This is a genomic window from Acetobacter ascendens, from assembly GCF_001766235.1.
GTDB lineage: Bacteria > Pseudomonadota > Alphaproteobacteria > Acetobacterales > Acetobacteraceae > Acetobacter > Acetobacter ascendens.
In genome coordinates this window covers 2,341,129-2,358,031 of sequence record NZ_CP015164.1, presented here as the reverse complement: position 1 = coordinate 2,358,031, position 16,903 = coordinate 2,341,129, and the positions used below count along the sequence as shown (strand labels likewise).

Genomic DNA, 16,903 nt, shown 5'->3' with positions numbered 1-16,903 from the left:
TTCTGCTTGCAAGCGTAAAGCTGTTTAGAGCGCAGTGTGTTTTAAAGGGTCATTTTACCGTGGGTGTTTGATACCCAGAGTATGAACAGCCTGCACGCCAGACCGCATGGCCCCTTCAAGGGTTGCGGGCAGCCCCGTGTTTGTCCAGTCTCCGGCCAAAGTCAAATTTACCAAAGGTGTAGCCGGGCCGCAGCGCAGGCGGTTTTGTTCTGGCGTGGCAGCAAAGGTTGCGCGTTTTTCCCACACAACACGTTGAGCTGCTGGTGTGGCCGGGAGAGGTTGTTCCAGCACGGCATCACAAGCGCGGCAGACTTCCTGCCAGATGGTACGGGCCAGATCATCCTGATTCTGGTTTGCATAGCGGTTGGCGGCACTTACGGTGACAGACAGAATGTTTTCACGCAGGAAAACCCATTCTGTTATGCCGCCAATAACGCCCATAAACCCACATTGGGCAAAAGACCCCTGTGGAATAGGGCGTTCATTCAACCGGAAATGCAGGTTCAGAATGCTTTCAAATTCTGTTGGGGTAGTTATGCCAGCAATCTTGTTGGCCAACAGAGTCTGCGCCACAGGGGCGGGCACAGCCATGATGATGGAATCATCAGCCCCCAAGGTAATGTCTTCTTCGGGCGTATGCAGGGTTGTAATGCGGCCGCGTGCTTCTTCCATACCGGTAATGCGGCTTTGGGTGCGCACTTCTACATTCATATCCTGCAGGTGCTTGAGGGCCGGATCTACCAAGGTTTCGGAAAGGCCATCCTTGGCAAACCACGGAATACAGGCCGTACCACCCAAAGAAAGGGATTCACGGATAACAGCGCCCAGCAATGCAGCACTTCCGGTATCGGTAAGTGTATTGAGGGCAGAAATAGCAAACGGTTCTAAAAGCCGCCGGGCCAAGGCACCGGGTAGCAGGCAATCAGCAACGGTTTCGTTTTCGCCGGCATTCATCAGGCGGTACAGGCTGCGCAAATCTGGCAGGCGCATATCCGGCACCCGCCGATGCGGTTGAAACACCCACCACGGCATACGCCCGCGGGAGAGGTTTAATGTCCAGCGGGCATCTTCGGCCAGATCGATAAAGGGGAAAAGCGGCGCGTGGGGACCGGTTAAGGTATCCAGCGCGCCAGTAAGCCCCAGGTAACGGAAAACGGTTTTGTTGGCAGAAAGCAGTAGGTGGTTGCCGTTATCAATCCGGCAACCAAGCTGACGGTCCATATAAGAGCGTGCGCGCCCACCACAGGCACGGCCAGCTTCGTGCACGATAATACGTGGGCCGGAGCCAGCGGCTTCCACCGCAGCGGCTAAACCGGCCATGCCCGCGCCAATAATATGCAAAGTGCCTGTCATCACCGTTTCCTTATCGTGCGATCAGGGAAGATAAGAACAGGCAAGTGCGTAAACCTTGCCCACGGTGGAGCTTTCGGGCCGCTGGCGTAGCACATCTGGCCCCCAGCCGCGTTTGCGCAGGTTTTTCAGCACCGTTTCATAGCTGGCCCCCATAATGCGGGCAGGCAGCATGGTACGGGGGCGGCAAAGCTTCATGGTAACAAATGCCGTGGTGAAGTGGTCCTGCGCACGGGCAGCTATAATTTTGGTAACTTCCTGCAGGCCTGGGGCTGTCAGGGCTTTTACCGGATCATGCGGCACATTAAACCGGTCTAGCAGATCGGATGGCATGTACAGGCGGCCACGTGCGGCATCTTCAGGCAAATCACGCAGAATGTTTGTGAGCTGCAGGGCGCGGCCCAGATGATAGGCCACTTTATTGCCTTCATCAGAGCATTCACCAAAGATACGCACAGACAAACGGCCAACGGCAGCGGCTACGCGATCACAATAAAGATCCAGCGTTTTTTCATCCGGCGCCACAATCGGGCTGGCTGTATCCATTAGCATGCCATCAATGATGGCATCAAAATCTGCCTGTTGCAGGGCAAAGAACGGAATAGCAGCCAGCAGAACACGTTCTAGCGGCTCATGTGGGGTTTCAAGCCTGTCCTGATACAGGTGGGCAATTTTTTTGTGCCATTCTTCTAATGCCTGCGTGCGTTCTGCCAGCGGGGCTAGCCCATCGGCAATATCGTCCACCACACGGCAGAAAGCGTAAATGGCATACATGCCGTAGCGGCGCATGGGCGGCAGGATGCGCATGCCAGCAGCAAAGGAAGTTCCCGCCTGTTTGACCGTGCTTTCCACCCAGGCAAGATCAGCAGGATCACACCCAAGGGGGGTCGGCTCGTCATGCATCTGGATGTCTGGGGTTGTCACGCGCTTCTCACTTGTTGTTCGATTGTCAAAGTTATTTGGTCAGGCTCTTTTTACAGAAGTTCTGCCATTCGGAAAGGTCATGCCCATGCCCGCAGGGCCGCAATGGCTGCATGCATGCCGTCTGCCCGGCGCAAGGCCACACGTCCTGCCAGTGGATCTTCACGCCGCAGGCGGCGGGTAAGGCAGTGCGCCAGTTCTACAATAGCAGCGCATTCCATACGGAACCGACGGTCACGGATATGGGCAGCTAAGGCGGATGCCTGTTGGTTCAGCGCATCCACGCCATCTAGCATGGTATTGAAGACGCGCCGCATTGCGGGTGAGGCACTGCCGGCCAGCAGGTCATCCTGCGATGTACCGCAGCGTTGCATGAGGTCTGCCGGGATATAGCAGCGTTTCAGGCGTTTAAGATCGCCCGCGCAATCCTGCAGGTGATTCAGAATTTGCAATGATGTGCAAAGAGCATCGGAGGGCGCAAAGGCTGCGGAAGATTCTTCATGCAGGCCAATCAGGTAACGGCCTACAGGGTTGGCGGAATACCGGCAGTATTGCAGCAGATCCCCCCATGTCTGATAGACATGCCCGCGCGAATCGTCGCGGAAGGCAATCAGCAGATCGGTTGCTGTTTCAAACGGAACATGCGTTTGCAGGAGAGACTGGCGCAACGTTGCTGCACTTTGGGCATTGGGCCGGTTGATAGGTTCGCGCTTACCTAGCAGAACCTCTTCCATTGCATTCAGGCGTGTAATCTTGTCATCGGGGGCAAGGGTTTCACTGTCTGCAATATCATCAATAACACGCGCGTAATCATAATAGGCATGCACGTGCGGGCGCAGCTTTTTGCTGATTAGCAGGGAACCGACGGGAAAATTTTCATCCGAAGCTCCCTTCCCGGATGAAACGTCTGCTGTTCCCCATACGCTGGTTGTGTTGGTCATGCCTGGCTCAATATGATTGCGCGGTAAGGGCAGCCCCGTGATTTACATGAGGCCGCCGGGAATGCCTATCCCTTAACTGCGGTCCTGCCCAGAGGGAGGCCTTAAGATATATTTTAGGCGCGCCGGCTTTTTTGCTCCAGCGCGCGCCCATCATTGGGTATGGCTTCGGTGTAGGCACGGTCTTTCCAAACCACACCTTTGCCCCGGTGATGGTTAAAGGCAGACCCGATTGTGGCGGCTGTATAAAACAGTGCAATAAATGGCAATGCCAATGCCCATAAGGGCGAAAGGCGAAAGCGCCCTAACGTGGGCATAAAGGAGCAAAGAGAAACCACAAGCGTGGCTGCTCCCATCCATTGTGCAGGCCCATGCGCCAGAAAAGCAAGAGCCGCAGGGGCAAGCCACACCACAATCATGGCCAATACTGTCAGTACCAATAGTGCGGGAGAAAAGCGCAATTGCACATAAGCCGTGCGCGCAATCATACGCCAGATATCACCAGCCGTTGGATAGGGACGGACAGATTTGGCCAAGCAGGAATGCCCCAGATACAAATGCCCCCCCGCCTGTTTAACGCAGCTTGCCAGAGTGCAGTCATCTATCAGGGCGCCACGCAGGGCTTCAATACCACCAATCTGGCGGAGCATATCGCGGCGCAACAAAATGGTGCCTCCTGCGGCTCCGGCTGTTTTATCCTTAGGGTTGTTTACCTTGGCAAACGGGTAAAGCAGGGCAAAAAAGAACACAAAAGCTGGCACCAAAGCGCGTTCGGCAAGGCTTTCGCACTGGAGTTCCACCATTTCGGAAACCATGTGCAGGCGGTCTGTTTGCGCCTTGGCCACCAAGGTGGAAACATGCGCAGGTGCATGAAGGATATCTGCATCTGTAAACAGCATGTACCCGCTGCCATCTGCACATTGGCGTTCGGCTTCTGCCACACCTTGGGCAACGGCCCATAGTTTACCGCTCCACCCGGCAGAAGGGTCTGCCCCATCTACAACTGTCAGCCGGTTATGGGGGTCTGGCAGGGCGCGGGCCAATGCACCGGTATTATCCGTGCTGCGGTCATTTACCAAAATAACGGAAAGGCGCCCCACGTAATCCTGCGCCAACAGGGAGGAAAGGGCTGGTTGAATGGAGTCAGCTTCATCTCGGGCAGGCACAACCACCGTAACATGTGGTGCAATGTCCATGTGCGTTCGGCCAGCTTCTGCGGGGCGCAGAATGGGGCCAGCCTGCCAGAACTTTCCATGAAAAAATATCAGCCCGATCCAGATAATGGCGCATAAAATAGCCAGAGCCAGTATCACTGCTGCGCTCCTATTTTAGCATGCCATTATTGCGGAACCATGTAATGGCATCTTCTACGGCCTTGCGTGCCGGGCGCGGGTTATACCCCAGCTCACGCTTGGCTTTATCAGATGAGAAGAACATTTTTTTGCGGGACATGGCCAGCATCTCACGCGTAACACGTGGGTTGATGCCAAAGGAGCGGGAAAGCCATTCGGATACAATAGCCACGGGCCAGATCACTTCCTGCGGCAGCCGGATTTTTGGTGGCGGAACGTGAGCAATTTCTGAAACCATGGCGAACAGATCGCCCAGTAGGTAGTTTTCTCCACCCAGAATATATTTTTCGCCAATCGTGCCACGTTCCAGCGCCAGCGCATGGCCTTCTGCTACGTCATCTACATGCACAATGTTCACGCCTGTATCCACATAGGCGGGCATGCGGCCGGCGGCGCAATCCAGAATCATCTGCCCGGTGGGGGTGGGTTTGATGTCTCGTGGGCCAACGGGGGTAGAGGGGTTAACGATAACCGCAGGGAGTCCCTGATCACGCACCAGTTGCAGCACTTCCTGCTCGGCCCGGTATTTGGAGCGCTTGTAAATGCCAATAACGGCATGTTCCTGCACAGGGGTATTTTCATCGGCAATGGAGCCGTCACCAATCAGGCCCAATGCCGCGACAGAGGAACAATACACAATTTTTTCAACACCAGCCGCTTTTGCCGCAAGCATAAGTTGGCGTGTGCCTTCTACGTTTGCCGTCATCATAGGGGCGGGGTCTGGCACCCATAGGCGGTAATCAGCCGCAACGTGAAACACGTAGCGGCAGCCTTCTACCGCACGGGCAAAGGTTTCGGGGCGAGAAAGGTCACCGTCCACCAAATCGGCAGGAATGTCCGCAATATTGCGTCTATCGCTGCCGTCGCGCACCATTAGCAGCAGGGAATGCCCCCGTTCCAGCAAAGTGCGGGCTACGGCGGAACCAACAAAGCCTGTTGCGCCGGTTACGAGGGTATGGGCAGTCATGAGAATATACGCTCCCCCAGAGGTACGATACGTAAATAAAAGTGGTAAGGACGTTAATCCCGAACGGCAGGTCTGTTTCTTTATCCTGCTGTCCGAGGTGGCGCCAGACCCCGTGGTGGTGTAAGGGGACGGACCAATCACACACACACTGATGCGCCGGTTGCTTTTTACCACATGGCAAAAGGCCTTGGGTGTGCTGGACAGACAGAGCTGGGGCCTTGAAGAAGCTTACGGTTTTTCTTACTTTTCTCGGGCTTGTGGCCGTTACGGCAGCAATGGCATGGAGTGGTTTCGATTCCGTTTTGCATGCCGTTATGCGTATAGGTCTGGGCGGCTTTCTTGTAATGGTATGCTGCCAATTGCTGGTAGATGGCGTTCTAGGGCTGGCCTGGCATGCGGCTTTTCCCGAACTGGGCTATTTCAGGCTGCTGTCCGCCCGTATGGTGCGCGATGCCGCAGCTACATGTCTGCCTTTTTCTCAGCTCGGTGGCATCGTTATCGGGATTCGGGCCACCTGCTCATCGCACGGCCTTTATAAAGGCGATAAGCGCGAAGTGGCATTGCCAGAGGCAGCTTGCGCCAATTTGGTAGATATCACCACGGAAGTTATGGGGCAGGTGGCGTTTGTGCTGCTGGCCGTTGCTTTTTTGGTGGCGCATCAGCGTTCCAGCCCGTTTGTTGTGCCCGTAGTTTGTGGCGCAGTGTTCCTGATTGTAGGTACGGTCGGATTTATCTGGACTCAGCGGCACGGTGGTAATCTGTTCCGCAAATTTGGTGGAAAATTTACCCGTAGTCTTGCCTCCCAGTGGCATGAAAACCTCACCCAAGGCGCGGATGATCTGCAAGAGCAGATGGAAGCCGCATGGAGCCGCCCGTGGCATATCTGCCGCTCTGCGCTGTACCATTTTGTGGGCTGGCTGGGCAGTGCGGCCATGCTTTGGCTGACGGCACGTTTTTTGGGTGCGCATCTTACCTTTCCCAATGCCATTGCTGTGGAAGGCGTAACCTGCGCCATCATGTCTTTGGGCTTTTTGGTGCCCGGTAGTTTGGGTGTGCAGGAAGGGGCCTATATGGCACTGGGCCATGCCTTTGGTATTGATCCTTCTGTAGCACTTGGGCTTTCTCTGCTGCGCCGTGGGCGTGAGATCATTATCGGCATTCCCGTTCTGCTGGCATGGCAGTTCATGGAAATGCACAGCCTGCGCAGCAATGACAAAAATGACGGGGACAAGGCAGCTTATTCCCCATCTTCTTCAGTGGTGAAGGACACCCACCTTGGCTGAGGACACTGTGCCTGTTTTTGATACGCTGGCTGTTATTGGGCCGGGGCTTATTGGATCTTCCGTGCTGCGGCGCGCGCAGGCGGAGGGAAATCTGGCCCGCAAGATTATAGCGGTGGATAAAAGCCCAGATGTGTGTGCCCGTGTGGCAGAGCTGGGTATTGCAGATGAAGTCACAACAGACGCAGCCGCAGCCGCCGCGCAGGCAGACTGTGTAATGCTGTGCGTGCCAGTAGGCGCTATGGGGGCAGTGGCCGCGCAAGTTGTCCCGGCCATGAAGCCCGGCGCTGTGTTGACTGATGTGGGTTCTACAAAGGTATCTGTGATTGAAGCTATCAGCCCTTCACTCCGGGCTGATGTGCCATATGTGCCTACGCACCCAATGGCAGGTACAGAATTTTCTGGCCCAGATGCGGGGCTGGCAGATTTGTTTGAGAATCGCTGGTGCCTGATTACGCCGTTAGACTGCACAACAGCAGAGGCACTGGAAAAAGTGCGCACCTTGTGGGAGCGCTGTGGTGCCCGCTTGCGGGAAATGACACCCGCGCATCATGATCGTGTTTGCGCCATTGTCAGCCATTTGCCTCATTTGCTGGCCTTTACTATTTGCGGCACAGCAGATGATCTGGCGAGCGAAACCCGGTCTGAAGTGTTGGATTTTGCTGCGTCTGGGTTCCGGGACTTTACGCGTATTGCGGCATCCGACCCCATTATGTGGCGGGATATCTTTCTTTCCAATCGCGAAGCACTGCTGGAAATGCTGGGCCGGTTTATGGAAGATGCACAGGCCATGGCGCGTGCTATCCGTTGGGAAGACTCCGATTACATTGTGGATCGGATTGAACGGGGCCGCGCAATCCGCAAAAGCCTGATTGAGAACAAGCAGGCCTAACGGCCCGTTTTTCTATCAGGTAGGTTGCCCGTAAGCCTTGATGTGCAGTGCATCCAGCCGCTTGTGGTTGCGATCTGTCATGGGGCTGAGTTCCAGCACTTTTTGCCAAGCTTTTAGGGCTGCTTTGCCATCATTCCGATGTTCTTCAACACTGGCCAAAAGGCTCCAGCTTTCTGCATCCAGCGGATCACGCTGCAAGGCTTCGCCTATATCTGCGATAGCACCTTTTAGGTCTCCAGCCACAAGGCGCATTTGTGCGCGGGTGCGCCACAAAACGGCTTGCTCGGGTTGCAGGGCTAGTGCATCGCCTATGTCTTCCACCGCATCATCTGGTTTATCGGTTGTTAGGTCTTTTTCAGCCCGCCGGACCAAAAGCTGCGTGGTGGGTGAGAGTTTGGCAGAACGGAGAACTTCCAGCTTTTCTTGCAGACCATGAGCCTCTTCTGGCGTTTTGGCATGAGCCAATGCTGTGGAAAGCTGCTTTATTTGTTCTGCAACACTGCTGGAATGCTGTGCTGCCGTATTTGCTTGCAAGGGAGCGGAGGGGGCTGGTGGCGTACTGGTTTGCGCCCATCCCGTAGCAGGAAGGCCCACATGTATTGCGCAGAGGCTGACAAACAAAAACCCGTTCCTCCGGCAAGCGGAAAAACGGGTTTTACGCATGACATGCGTGTTCAGCCAGCCAAAAAGGGCCGGATGACGCATGAAATTAGCCCTGACGAGCTTTCATGCGAGGGTTCTTCTTGTTGATAACATAAACCCGGCCGCGACGACGCACTACACGGCAGTCTTTATCGCGCACTTTGGCCGACTTCAGGCTGTTTCTGATTTTCATGGCCCGTTTTCTCCGCCGATGCTGATGGACGTACAAAATAAGTTGGCTCGGCACATACCGGGTGCGTGCGTTAGAGTCAATATTTCTCGCAGTTTCGGGCGCATTTTCTTACAATTTAACGGCTTTATTTGTTTTGCGAGAGGTGGATACAGATGGAGCTAGTGCTGCAAAGGTTGCGGCGAGTGTCTGAAAATCTGCCACGCGGGGTGATCTTGGCCGCCATGCCAGCCCAATGGTGCGCTGTGCCAGATCACTTGTCAGGGGGCGGGCTACAAGGTTGCGCCCATGCAGAATGCCAGCATGAATGGCCAGTTCTGGCATGATGGCAATGCCCAACCCCAGTTCCACCATTTCTGCCATGGAATGGAGAGACATGGCGGTAAAGGTGGAGTCGCTTTCGCCTTCAGATCCGCTGCGGCTTGGGCTTTGGCGGCAAATGGCCAGAGTTTGATCGCGTAGGCAGTGCCCATCCTCCATCATGATCATGCTGTGTTCGGATAATTGAGAGGCGGGAACGGCAGGTAAGGCAGAGAATGGGTGATCAGGTGGCACAATCACCCGGAAAGGGTCTTGCCATAATGGGTGCGTTTCCGTTCCATCACATAGGCAGGGCATAGCCAACACCAATATGTCCAATTGGCCAAGTGAGAGTTTTTCAAGCAGATGCTCGGTGGTGTCTTCCGTAATGGAGAGCAAAAGGCGCGGAAAATGCTCACGCAGATTGCGCACAAGCTGCGGAATCAGAAACGGCCCAATGGTTGGAATAATCCCGACTCGTAATGGCCCAGTCAGTGGCGTGCGGGCGGCAGCGGCCAGTTGTGGCACAGCTTCCAGCGCGGCCAATGCCTGCCGGGCCTTAAGTGCAATTTCGTGCCCCAACGGGGTGAACACCACTTTTTTGCCCACGGTGCGGTCTAACAAAGGGGCGTCAAGCTGGCGTTCTAGCGCCATAATGCCGGCGGAAAGAGTGGATTGTGTAACTGCACAAGCAGCTGCAGCTCGCCCGAAATGGCGCAGTTCTGAAAGCGTGATCAGATAACGTAATTGCTGGGCAGAAGGCAGCGGCAGCACGGCATGATTTCCTGATGCAGTGTATCTGAGAGGGAAATGTTCGGCATTTCATCGAATACTTCAATGATTTTGATATAAAATATTCATTGGCTTAAATGAAAAAGCCGCGTCATACAGGATACCACAGCCGGCGGTGCGTTGGTGCTGCGTGGCGTGTGCCAAGCTATAAGGAGCAAGATTATGCTGACAGTTGGCGATAAATTTCCAAGCTTTGATCTGACCGCCGTTCCTGGTGGCCCGGAAGGCCTGAAGGGCGAATTCGTTCAGATTTCTGACAAGAGCGATGCCGGTAAGTGGAAGATCGTATTCTTCTGGCCGATGGACTTCACGTTCGTCTGCCCGACAGAAATCGTGGCTTTCGGTAAGCTGGCCAAAGACTTCGCTGATCGTGATGCCGTTGTATACGGTGTGTCCATCGACAGCCAGTTCGTGCACCTTAACTGGCGCCTGAATCATGATGATCTGAAGGATCTTCCGATTCCGATGCTGGCTGACCTCAAGCGTGAGTTGACAGAAGGCACAGGCGTTCTGGCTAAGGAAGCTGGCGTTGCCCTGCGCGCAACCTTTGTTGTGGACCCGCATGGCGTGATTCGCCACGTGTCCGTCAACGATCTGTCCGTTGGTCGTAACCCGCAGGAAATCCTGCGTATTCTGGATGGCCTGCAGAGCGACGAACTGTGCCCATGTAACTGGAAGAAGGGCGACGACTTTATTAAAGTCTGAGCCTTAAAATTTCATCCGGCCTACGGGGCGGATGAGGCGGTGCGGGTGGCATATGCCACCCGTTGCCTTCTTCCATAAGGGGGAGGCGGTAGCCTTAATGTGGTTACCAACTGCGCCAGACAAATGGTGTGGTTTACGCGGCAAAAGCCGTGGTGGCGCTATGCGTCTGATTTTTCCAAATAACCTGAAGACTGGAAAACGCTATGTCCATTGATGCAATCAAGGATCGTATTCCCGATTATGCTAAGGATCTGCGGCTTAATCTCAGCTCCTTGGCTAACGATGTTACGCTGACACCGCAGCAGCTTGCAGGCACATTTGTGGCATCTGCACTGGCCGCCCGGAATGATGAAGTCACGTCAGCCATTGTGGCGCAGTTTGCTTCGACACTTTCACCAGAAGCACTCACAGCGGCCAAATCTGCCAACGCCATTATGGCTATGAACAATATTTATTACCGTTTTGTGCACATGGCGGGTGGCGAATATTCCAAGATGCCAGCACAGCTACGCATGAGCGTTATTGCTAAGCCCGGCGTAGAAAAAGCTGATTTTGAGCTGTGGTGTCTGGCTGTTTCCGTGATCAACGGGTGCGATCTGTGCGTGACCAGTCATGAAAAGATTGTGCGGGAAGCGCTTGGGGCATCTGCTGTGCAAACGGCCGCACGCATTGCGGCAACAGTGCATGCCGTTGCAGTTATTCTGCAGGGCGCTAGCGCTTTAGGTGATTAAAGCTGAAAAGCCTTGCTTCCGGCTGCCTAGCAGCCGGACAAAAGCAGGCCGCACCACTTTTGTGTTCCAAAAAGAGATAAATTTTTTAAGGAAATAAAGTGGCGCGAGTGACGGGGCTCGAACCCGCGACCTCCGGCGTGACAGGCCGGCGCTCTAACCAACTGAGCTACACCCGCAGTTTCAACGCGCTTTCGTGCGTTGGTATGTCGCGCTTTATAGCGATGTTTTCGCGTTTGGCAACAGGGTTTTCATAAAAAAATTCATTTCAGGAAAATTTTCTCTCGCTACGTGCAGAAAATTGGCAATTTCTTTTGAATGGAACGGGTTATTTTGCCTTTTCAAACGCTCCGGCAATGGAAAGCATCACTTTGTCTGCCACCATAGGCACATAGGTTTTTATGCCATAAGCGCTGCGCTTGAGTTCCCCCGTGGCCTGAAAGCCCACAGTATAGGTTTTGTTCATAGGGTTTTGCCCCGCGCCTATAAAGCGTGCGTGCAAGATAAGCGGCTGTGTCACACCATGAAGTGTGAACTGCCCTGCAATATCAGCCGTGTCTGTTCCGGTGGGCGTGATTTTGGAGGAAACAAATTCCGCTTTGGGGTAGTGGGCGACATCAAACCATTCAGCGGTTTTGAGCTCGTCATTCAGCTTGGTGCTGGGGGTCAGGATACTGCCAACAGGGATGGAGATACTCAGCCGAGAGGCTTCTGGCTGTACCGGATCAAGCGCAAGTGTGCCCGATGCGTTTGAAAAAAAACCGGAATAATTGGTAAAGCCCAAATGAAGCACAGAAAACACTATCTGTGTATGATTGGGATCTACGGCGTAGTTTCCCTGTTCAACAGCGGAAAAAGCTGGAGCAGCTTGAGCTGTGGAGAGAACAAAAGTTAATCCCACAATTGTAAGAAGAGGGCGCGGGAAAAGAGTGCTCATAAGCTATTCCTTCAAAAACGAGAGCGTTTAGAGGGATAGCTCCTGAGCAAACAGAAAGTTGCCGGTAAGTTTCTTTCTGCCTCTAACCGAAGCGGAACCCGGATAGCGCTTTACCTAAAACCGTATCGCTATAAGTGCGCATGCCTTCATCCTGCCCGGCGGCACCTGCGGCCACCATCAGAGGCAGTAAATGTTCTTCACGTGGGTGGCAGATACGTGCGCCAGGGGCAGCGGCCCAATGTGCGAGTTGGGCATTACGCTCAATTGGTGGGGCGGTAACCGCTCTCTCCAGCCATGTATCAAATTCTTGTGCGGCCTGATTGGTGGCAGGGGAGCCGTTCATGAAGTGGCGTAGGTTATGATAGGTCATGCCCGTGCCAATAATCAGCACATTCTGGGCACGCAGAGGTTCCAGAGCAGCCCCAAGGGCAATATGGGCTGCGGGATCCATACTTTTCAGTAGGGATAACTCCACAATCGGAATGTCGGCGTCTTCAAACGCAAGCATGAAGGGGATGAAAACGCCGTGGTCAAATCCGCGTTGGTTATCTGTGGTGCACGGCATGCCAGCTTCATGCAAAAGGTTACAAACGGTGCTGGCAAGCGCAGGGCTGCCCGGTGCAGGGTATTGCAGATGGTAAGTGTGTGGCGGAAAGCCATAGTAATCATAAATCAGGGGTGGATTGAGCGCAGCCGTAACGGTGGGAATATCTTTTTCCCAGTGGCCAGATACCACCACAATGGCATCGGGTTTGTGGGGCAGGGTGCTTTGCGTGCTGCGGAGATAGTCTGCCATTCGATCCCACGTATTGGGCCAATCCATAAAAAAGCAGGGACCGCCACCATGAGGGAGAAAGAGAACAGGCTGGCGTGAGGGAAGGGAAGACCTCAGAATGGGCATGCTGGTTTTCTCCAATATCCGTGCTTCATATTGGAGAGGAAGGGCACGCTTGATAAGCCGTTTTCTGGAAGAACTCTTTTTACGCAGGGTATGGGGCAAGAAAAAAGCTGCGGGGCAGAAGCCGCCGCAGCTTTTTGTAAGCAGAGTGCAAAGGCTGCTTATTTACCTTTTGCGGCTTCCAGAGCTTTCACAATGAACGCGCCTGCTTCTTCCTTCGTGCCCCAACCGGTCACTTTCACCCATTTACCTTTTTCAAGGTCTTTATAACGGGTGAAGAAGTGTTCAATGGCCTGCACGGTAATTTCTGGCAGATCGCTCACGCTTTCCACTTTGGTGAACTGCGGGTGCACTTTGTCGTGCGGCACGCAGATGATTTTTTCGTCCTGACCGGATTCGTCTTCCATCTTCAGAACGCCAATCGGGCGAGCGCGAATCACGCAGCCGGGCACAACATTGTGCGGGGTCAGCACCAGAGCGTCTGTCGGGTCGCCATCAGCAGCCAGCGTGTTGGGGATAAAGCCGTAAGCCGTGGGGTAAGCCATGGGCGTGAACAGGAAACGATCCACCACAAGGGCGCCGCTTTCTTTGTCGATTTCGTATTTGACAGAAGAACCCTGCGGAATTTCGATCACGACGTTAATATCAAACGGCACATCTTTGCCGGGGGAAAGTTTTGAAACGTCCATTGAAGACTGCTCCAGAGCTGAAAAATTAAAGGCGGCAAACCCTATCTGGCCGATGCCCGCTTGCCAAGAGTAATGCGTTTTTCATGCCAAGTGGCAGTTTTCAGCATAGAAACTCTTGCCAAATCGCTCAGGTTGCGTAATCAGGAACCCGCCTGCGCGCCCGTAGCTCAATTGGTTAGAGCGGGCCGCTCATAACGGCTTGGTTGCGGGTTCAAGTCCTGCCGGGCGCAGGCGATAACAGCTTGCTGCGCCGATGTGGTCGCACCCGCACTTTTATCTTACCCATCCGCATTACGGGAGTTCATTATCATGGCATCCTATCAATACGTTTATGTCATGAAGGATCTGGCAAAGTCCTATCCCGGCGGGCGTGAAGTGTTCAAAGGCATTACGCTGTCTTTCATGCCGGGTGCCAAAATCGGCATTCTGGGTGTGAACGGTGCTGGTAAGTCTACTCTGCTGAAAATCATGGCCGGCATCGATAAGGAATTCGGTGGTGAGGCATGGGCAGCAGAAGGTGTGCGTGTTGGCTATCTGGAGCAGGAACCGCAGCTAGACCCCAAGCTGACCGTGGGTGAGAACGTGGCTCTGGGCTTTGGTGATCTTAAAAAGGCCGTAGATCGGTTTAACGAGATTTCTGCCCGCTTTGCCGAGCCCATGGAAGATGAGGAAATGAATGCCCTGCTGGCCGAACAGGCCGAATTGCAGGAAAAAATTGATGCCGGTGATGGCTGGGAGCTGGACCGTAAGCTGGATATTGCGCTGGATGCCCTGCGCTGCCCCCCTGCAGACAGCCCGGTAGATAAGCTTTCTGGTGGTGAGCGCCGCCGCGTGGCACTGTGCCGCCTGTTGCTGGAAAAGCCTGACCTTTTGCTGTTGGACGAACCAACCAACCATTTGGATGCTGAAAGCGTTGCGTGGCTTGAACGCACGCTGAAGGATTACGATGGTACTGTAATGGTCATTACCCATGACCGTTACTTCCTGGACAACGTGACCAACTGGATTCTGGAAATCGAGCGTGGCCGTGGTATTCCGTTTGAAGGCAACTATTCCTCCTGGCTGGAACAGAAGCGTAAGCGTCTGGCACAGGAAGAAAAGGAAGAAAGTTCCCGCCAGCGTGCATTGGCAGCGGAACAAGAATGGATTAACGCCAGCCCCAAAGCACGGCAGACCAAAAGCAAGGCCCGTATTACCAAATATGAGGAAATGCTGGCTGCTAGTGCTGAAAAAGTTGGCGGTGTTGCAGACATTGTTATTCCGCCCGGCCCACGCCTTGGTGGCACTGTTATTGAAGCCGAAAACCTTACCAAGGGTTTTGGTGAGCGCCTGCTGATTGATAATCTCAACTTCAAGCTGCCGCCGGGTGGTATTGTGGGGGTTATCGGCCCGAACGGTGCTGGTAAATCCACCCTGTTCAAAATGATTATCGGGCAGGAAAAGCCGGATGCGGGTGATCTGAAGATTGGTGAAACCGTAAAACTTGGTTACGTTGATCAGTCTCGTGATGATCTCGATGCAGACAAAAACGTGTGGGAAGAAATTTCCGGCGGCACGGATGTTATCTATCTGGGTAAGCGTGCTGTGCCTTCACGCGCCTATGTGGGGGCCTTTAACTTCAAAGGGTCTGACCAGCAGAAGAAGGTAGGCGTGCTTTCTGGTGGTGAGCGCAATCGCGTGCATCTGGCCAAAATGCTTCGGCAGGAAAGCAACGTTATCCTGTTGGATGAACCGACCAACGATTTGGACGTGGATACCCTGCGTGCGTTGGAAGATGCGCTAGCAGAATTCCCCGGTTGCGCTGTGGTAATCTCGCATGATCGCTGGTTCCTAGATCGTCTGGCGACGCATATTCTGGCCTTTGAAGGTGATTCCCACGTGGAATGGTTTGAAGGGAACTTCCAGGCATATGAAGAAGATAAGCGCCGCCGTTTGGGGCCAGATGCTACAGAACCTGGCCGTATCCAGTACAAACCTTTAGCCCGCTAAGTAAGGTTAATAGGAGTCCTCATTTATTGGGCTCCTACCTTAATGAAGACACTATGCATTATCAGCAGCATGCGCACTTAAAGGAAGGGTACTTGCCTTTCCTTTGCTGCAAAGCGTGAATTTTGGATTCGCGTTCTGTTAGAACTCCGCGCCTGCTGCTTAAGCCCGTAACTTGGCGGGATATGGAAGATATGGTGCGCCTTAAAACAGATGGCGGTGCTTTTGGCCGCATGCTGGGTGGGGTGCGCAGCCGCCAACAGGCAGAACTGGAAATGGCGGATGATATCGCTTTCTGGGCCTGCCACCGGGTAGGTATTTTCACTATTCATGAACAAGGTCGCTTTGTCGGCATGACCGGTATTCACGACCGGCCAGATGGGCGTGGTTTTGCGCTGCGCTTTGCACTTTTTCCGTGGGCCAGTGGCCGTGGCATTGCGCGAGAGGCCGCAGGTGCTGCTCTTAATTTTGCGCATGATGCCGGAATTAACAAAGTGATAGCCGTTGCGGCGGAAAGCAATGTGGCATCCCGTACTATTCTGGGTGGCATTGGGATGCGGGTGGAAGAAACATTTGAGAGAGATGGTCAGACAATGCTGGTTTATGAAAGCGTTTGGCCCAAACCATAAAAAAGGCGTTCCATATGGAACGCCTTTTTTACAAAACCAGAACGATGACCGCTTACTTTAGTTAGCTGGTGCGTTGTGGTGGCTAAGCTGGCGCTGCAAGGCATCCAGTAGGGCGCCTACACTACCGCCATTGCGTGCGATGTAGGAGGAATAGTCATTCCGCTGTGTCAGGCGCAGGCTTGCACCTTCACCAATAACGTCCACCACTTTAGGGCTGCCAGAGGCTTCACTTACAATCCACTGCATGGCAGCCGCAGGCTGCTGTGGGCGTACGAGCGTGCTGTCCACGGCGTATTCATCTGCGCCAGTGCTGGTAACATTACCCAGCGTAAAGTTTACGCCGCGGTATTCGCCCAGCTTATCTGTAATGGCGTTAACCAGAACCTGATGAAACAGACCCAGATAACGCTGTTGCTGATCTGGGGAAGCTGTCTTCCAGTAACGGCCCAGGCAGTAGCGACCGATTCCATCAATATCGACGTTTTTCTGCACCAAAGGCAGAACTTTTTCTTTCTTTTCAGCCAACGGAATAGGGCTGTTGACGATGGCAACAAGTTGGTTGCCAAACACCTGAATAAACTGTTTTGCATTTTCCGCAGCACGGGCAGGAGCGGAAAAAAGGCCACCAGCGCAAAGCAGGGCAAAGGCACCCAGAACAACACGGCGGCTTGAAAGAAATTTCATGTCTGTGTACCCTTTTGGCTGTT

The 16,903-nt window shown here is 53.9% G+C and carries 18 protein-coding genes and 2 tRNA genes; 7 read left to right on the top strand and 13 right to left on the bottom strand.

Features of this window, described 5'->3' with window-relative positions; all coding sequences use genetic code 11:
• Positions 1-54: 54 nt before the first annotated feature.
• The 5 genes from hpnE to hpnA form a co-directional block, all read right to left on the bottom strand.
• Positions 55-1,353, bottom strand: coding sequence for a hydroxysqualene dehydroxylase HpnE (gene hpnE / locus A4S02_RS11560; protein WP_070323862.1), 1,299 nt, complete (start codon positions 1,351-1,353; stop codon positions 55-57).
• A gap of 21 nt (positions 1,354-1,374) precedes the next feature.
• The gene (gene hpnD / locus A4S02_RS11555) at positions 1,375-2,253 is read right to left on the bottom strand and encodes a presqualene diphosphate synthase HpnD (protein WP_070323861.1); all 879 of its coding nucleotides are present in this window, start codon (positions 2,251-2,253) and stop codon (positions 1,375-1,377) included.
• 98 nt (positions 2,254-2,351) lie between these two features.
• Positions 2,352-3,212, bottom strand: coding sequence for a squalene synthase HpnC (gene hpnC / locus A4S02_RS11550; protein WP_070323860.1), 861 nt, complete (start codon positions 3,210-3,212; stop codon positions 2,352-2,354).
• 113 nt (positions 3,213-3,325) lie between these two features.
• Positions 3,326-4,522 (bottom strand): glycosyltransferase, encoded by a 1,197-nt coding sequence (locus A4S02_RS11545; RefSeq protein WP_070323859.1) that lies wholly within the window; start codon positions 4,520-4,522, stop codon positions 3,326-3,328.
• Positions 4,523-4,532: 10 nt separating this feature from the next.
• Complete coding sequence (hpnA, locus tag A4S02_RS11540; protein ID WP_070323858.1) at positions 4,533-5,528, bottom strand: hopanoid-associated sugar epimerase; 996 nt, start codon at positions 5,526-5,528, stop codon at positions 4,533-4,535.
• A gap of 191 nt (positions 5,529-5,719) precedes the next feature.
• Between hpnA and A4S02_RS11535 the strand changes: the two genes are divergently transcribed.
• Positions 5,720-6,811, top strand: a complete 1,092-nt coding sequence (locus A4S02_RS11535; protein ID WP_082246823.1) for a flippase-like domain-containing protein — start codon at positions 5,720-5,722, stop codon at positions 6,809-6,811.
• Positions 6,812-6,818: 7 nt separating this feature from the next.
• A complete protein-coding gene (locus A4S02_RS11530; RefSeq protein WP_204251365.1) occupies positions 6,819-7,700 on the top strand; it encodes a prephenate/arogenate dehydrogenase family protein in 882 nt (293 codons plus the stop codon).
• A gap of 15 nt (positions 7,701-7,715) precedes the next feature.
• Here the strand turns inward: A4S02_RS11530 and A4S02_RS11525 are convergent, their stop codons facing one another.
• The 3 genes from A4S02_RS11525 to A4S02_RS11520 form a co-directional block, all read right to left on the bottom strand.
• Positions 7,716-8,405 (bottom strand): tetratricopeptide repeat protein, encoded by a 690-nt coding sequence (locus A4S02_RS11525; RefSeq protein ID WP_070323856.1) that lies wholly within the window; start codon positions 8,403-8,405, stop codon positions 7,716-7,718.
• A gap of 4 nt (positions 8,406-8,409) precedes the next feature.
• Positions 8,410-8,535 carry a type B 50S ribosomal protein L36 gene (gene ykgO / locus A4S02_RS15325; protein ID WP_003625637.1) on the bottom strand — a complete coding sequence of 42 codons (126 nt, stop codon included), beginning with the start codon at positions 8,533-8,535 and terminating at the stop codon, positions 8,410-8,412.
• Positions 8,536-8,643: 108 nt separating this feature from the next.
• Complete coding sequence (locus A4S02_RS11520) at positions 8,644-9,606, bottom strand: hydrogen peroxide-inducible genes activator (protein WP_070323855.1); 963 nt, start codon at positions 9,604-9,606, stop codon at positions 8,644-8,646.
• A gap of 180 nt (positions 9,607-9,786) precedes the next feature.
• On the opposite strand from A4S02_RS11520, the gene A4S02_RS11515 reads away from it, so the two are divergent.
• On the top strand, positions 9,787-10,329 hold the full coding sequence (locus A4S02_RS11515) for a peroxiredoxin (protein ID WP_019088849.1): 543 nt from the start codon (positions 9,787-9,789) through the stop codon (positions 10,327-10,329).
• Positions 10,330-10,532: 203 nt separating this feature from the next.
• Positions 10,533-11,060, top strand: a complete 528-nt coding sequence (locus A4S02_RS11510) for a carboxymuconolactone decarboxylase family protein (RefSeq protein WP_003625645.1) — start codon at positions 10,533-10,535, stop codon at positions 11,058-11,060.
• 99 nt (positions 11,061-11,159) lie between these two features.
• On the opposite strand, the gene A4S02_RS11505 is transcribed toward A4S02_RS11510, so the two are convergent.
• The 4 genes from A4S02_RS11505 to ppa all read right to left on the bottom strand — a co-directional run bounded on the left by A4S02_RS11505 (position 11,160) and on the right by ppa (position 13,581).
• Positions 11,160-11,236 (bottom strand) — tRNA-Asp (locus A4S02_RS11505).
• Positions 11,237-11,385: 149 nt separating this feature from the next.
• Positions 11,386-11,994 carry a YceI family protein gene (locus A4S02_RS11500; RefSeq protein WP_019088848.1) on the bottom strand — a complete coding sequence of 203 codons (609 nt, stop codon included), beginning with the start codon at positions 11,992-11,994 and terminating at the stop codon, positions 11,386-11,388.
• An 82-nt stretch (positions 11,995-12,076) separates the two neighbouring features.
• Positions 12,077-12,895 carry a DODA-type extradiol aromatic ring-opening family dioxygenase gene (locus A4S02_RS11495; protein WP_070324257.1) on the bottom strand — a complete coding sequence of 273 codons (819 nt, stop codon included), beginning with the start codon at positions 12,893-12,895 and terminating at the stop codon, positions 12,077-12,079.
• 158 nt (positions 12,896-13,053) lie between these two features.
• Positions 13,054-13,581: an inorganic diphosphatase gene (gene ppa, locus A4S02_RS11490; protein WP_019088846.1), complete on the bottom strand. Its 528-nt coding sequence runs from the start codon at positions 13,579-13,581 to the stop codon at positions 13,054-13,056.
• A gap of 156 nt (positions 13,582-13,737) precedes the next feature.
• Here ppa and A4S02_RS11485 point away from each other — a divergent pair.
• The 3 genes from A4S02_RS11485 (at position 13,738) to A4S02_RS11475 (ending at position 16,196) form a co-directional block, all read left to right on the top strand.
• Positions 13,738-13,811, top strand: a tRNA-Ile gene (locus A4S02_RS11485).
• 79 nt (positions 13,812-13,890) lie between these two features.
• Positions 13,891-15,570 carry an energy-dependent translational throttle protein EttA gene (gene ettA / locus A4S02_RS11480; protein ID WP_070323854.1) on the top strand — a complete coding sequence of 560 codons (1,680 nt, stop codon included), beginning with the start codon at positions 13,891-13,893 and terminating at the stop codon, positions 15,568-15,570.
• 122 nt (positions 15,571-15,692) lie between these two features.
• The gene (locus A4S02_RS11475; protein WP_019088844.1) at positions 15,693-16,196 is read left to right on the top strand and encodes a GNAT family N-acetyltransferase; all 504 of its coding nucleotides are present in this window, start codon (positions 15,693-15,695) and stop codon (positions 16,194-16,196) included.
• A gap of 57 nt (positions 16,197-16,253) precedes the next feature.
• Here the strand turns inward: A4S02_RS11475 and A4S02_RS11470 are convergent, their stop codons facing one another.
• Entirely contained in the window at positions 16,254-16,880 is a 627-nt protein-coding gene (locus tag A4S02_RS11470) for an MlaC/ttg2D family ABC transporter substrate-binding protein (protein WP_070323853.1), read from the bottom strand.
• Positions 16,881-16,903: the final 23 nt, after the last annotated feature.

What these genes read in the sequence shown, in the direction of transcription:
- A4S02_RS11525 (WP_070323856.1), bottom strand. Translation starts at nt 8,405, where the DNA reads ATGCGTCATCCGGCCCTTTTTGGCTGGCTGAACACGCATGTCATGCGT.
- A4S02_RS11515 (WP_019088849.1), top strand. Translation starts at nt 9,787, where the DNA reads ATGCTGACAGTTGGCGATAAATTTCCAAGCTTTGATCTGACCGCCGTT.
- ykgO (WP_003625637.1), bottom strand. Translation starts at nt 8,535, where the DNA reads ATGAAAATCAGAAACAGCCTGAAGTCGGCCAAAGTGCGCGATAAAGAC.
- A4S02_RS11470 (WP_070323853.1), bottom strand. Translation starts at nt 16,880, where the DNA reads ATGAAATTTCTTTCAAGCCGCCGTGTTGTTCTGGGTGCCTTTGCCCTG.
- A4S02_RS11510 (WP_003625645.1), top strand. Translation starts at nt 10,533, where the DNA reads ATGTCCATTGATGCAATCAAGGATCGTATTCCCGATTATGCTAAGGAT.
- ettA (WP_070323854.1), top strand. Translation starts at nt 13,891, where the DNA reads ATGGCATCCTATCAATACGTTTATGTCATGAAGGATCTGGCAAAGTCC.
- hpnD (WP_070323861.1), bottom strand. Translation starts at nt 2,253, where the DNA reads ATGCATGACGAGCCGACCCCCCTTGGGTGTGATCCTGCTGATCTTGCC.
- hpnA (WP_070323858.1), bottom strand. Translation starts at nt 5,528, where the DNA reads ATGACTGCCCATACCCTCGTAACCGGCGCAACAGGCTTTGTTGGTTCC.
- ppa (WP_019088846.1), bottom strand. Translation starts at nt 13,581, where the DNA reads ATGGACGTTTCAAAACTTTCCCCCGGCAAAGATGTGCCGTTTGATATT.
- hpnC (WP_070323860.1), bottom strand. Translation starts at nt 3,212, where the DNA reads ATGACCAACACAACCAGCGTATGGGGAACAGCAGACGTTTCATCCGGG.
- A4S02_RS11500 (WP_019088848.1), bottom strand. Translation starts at nt 11,994, where the DNA reads ATGAGCACTCTTTTCCCGCGCCCTCTTCTTACAATTGTGGGATTAACT.
- A4S02_RS11495 (WP_070324257.1), bottom strand. Translation starts at nt 12,895, where the DNA reads ATGCCCATTCTGAGGTCTTCCCTTCCCTCACGCCAGCCTGTTCTCTTT.
- hpnE (WP_070323862.1), bottom strand. Translation starts at nt 1,353, where the DNA reads ATGACAGGCACTTTGCATATTATTGGCGCGGGCATGGCCGGTTTAGCC.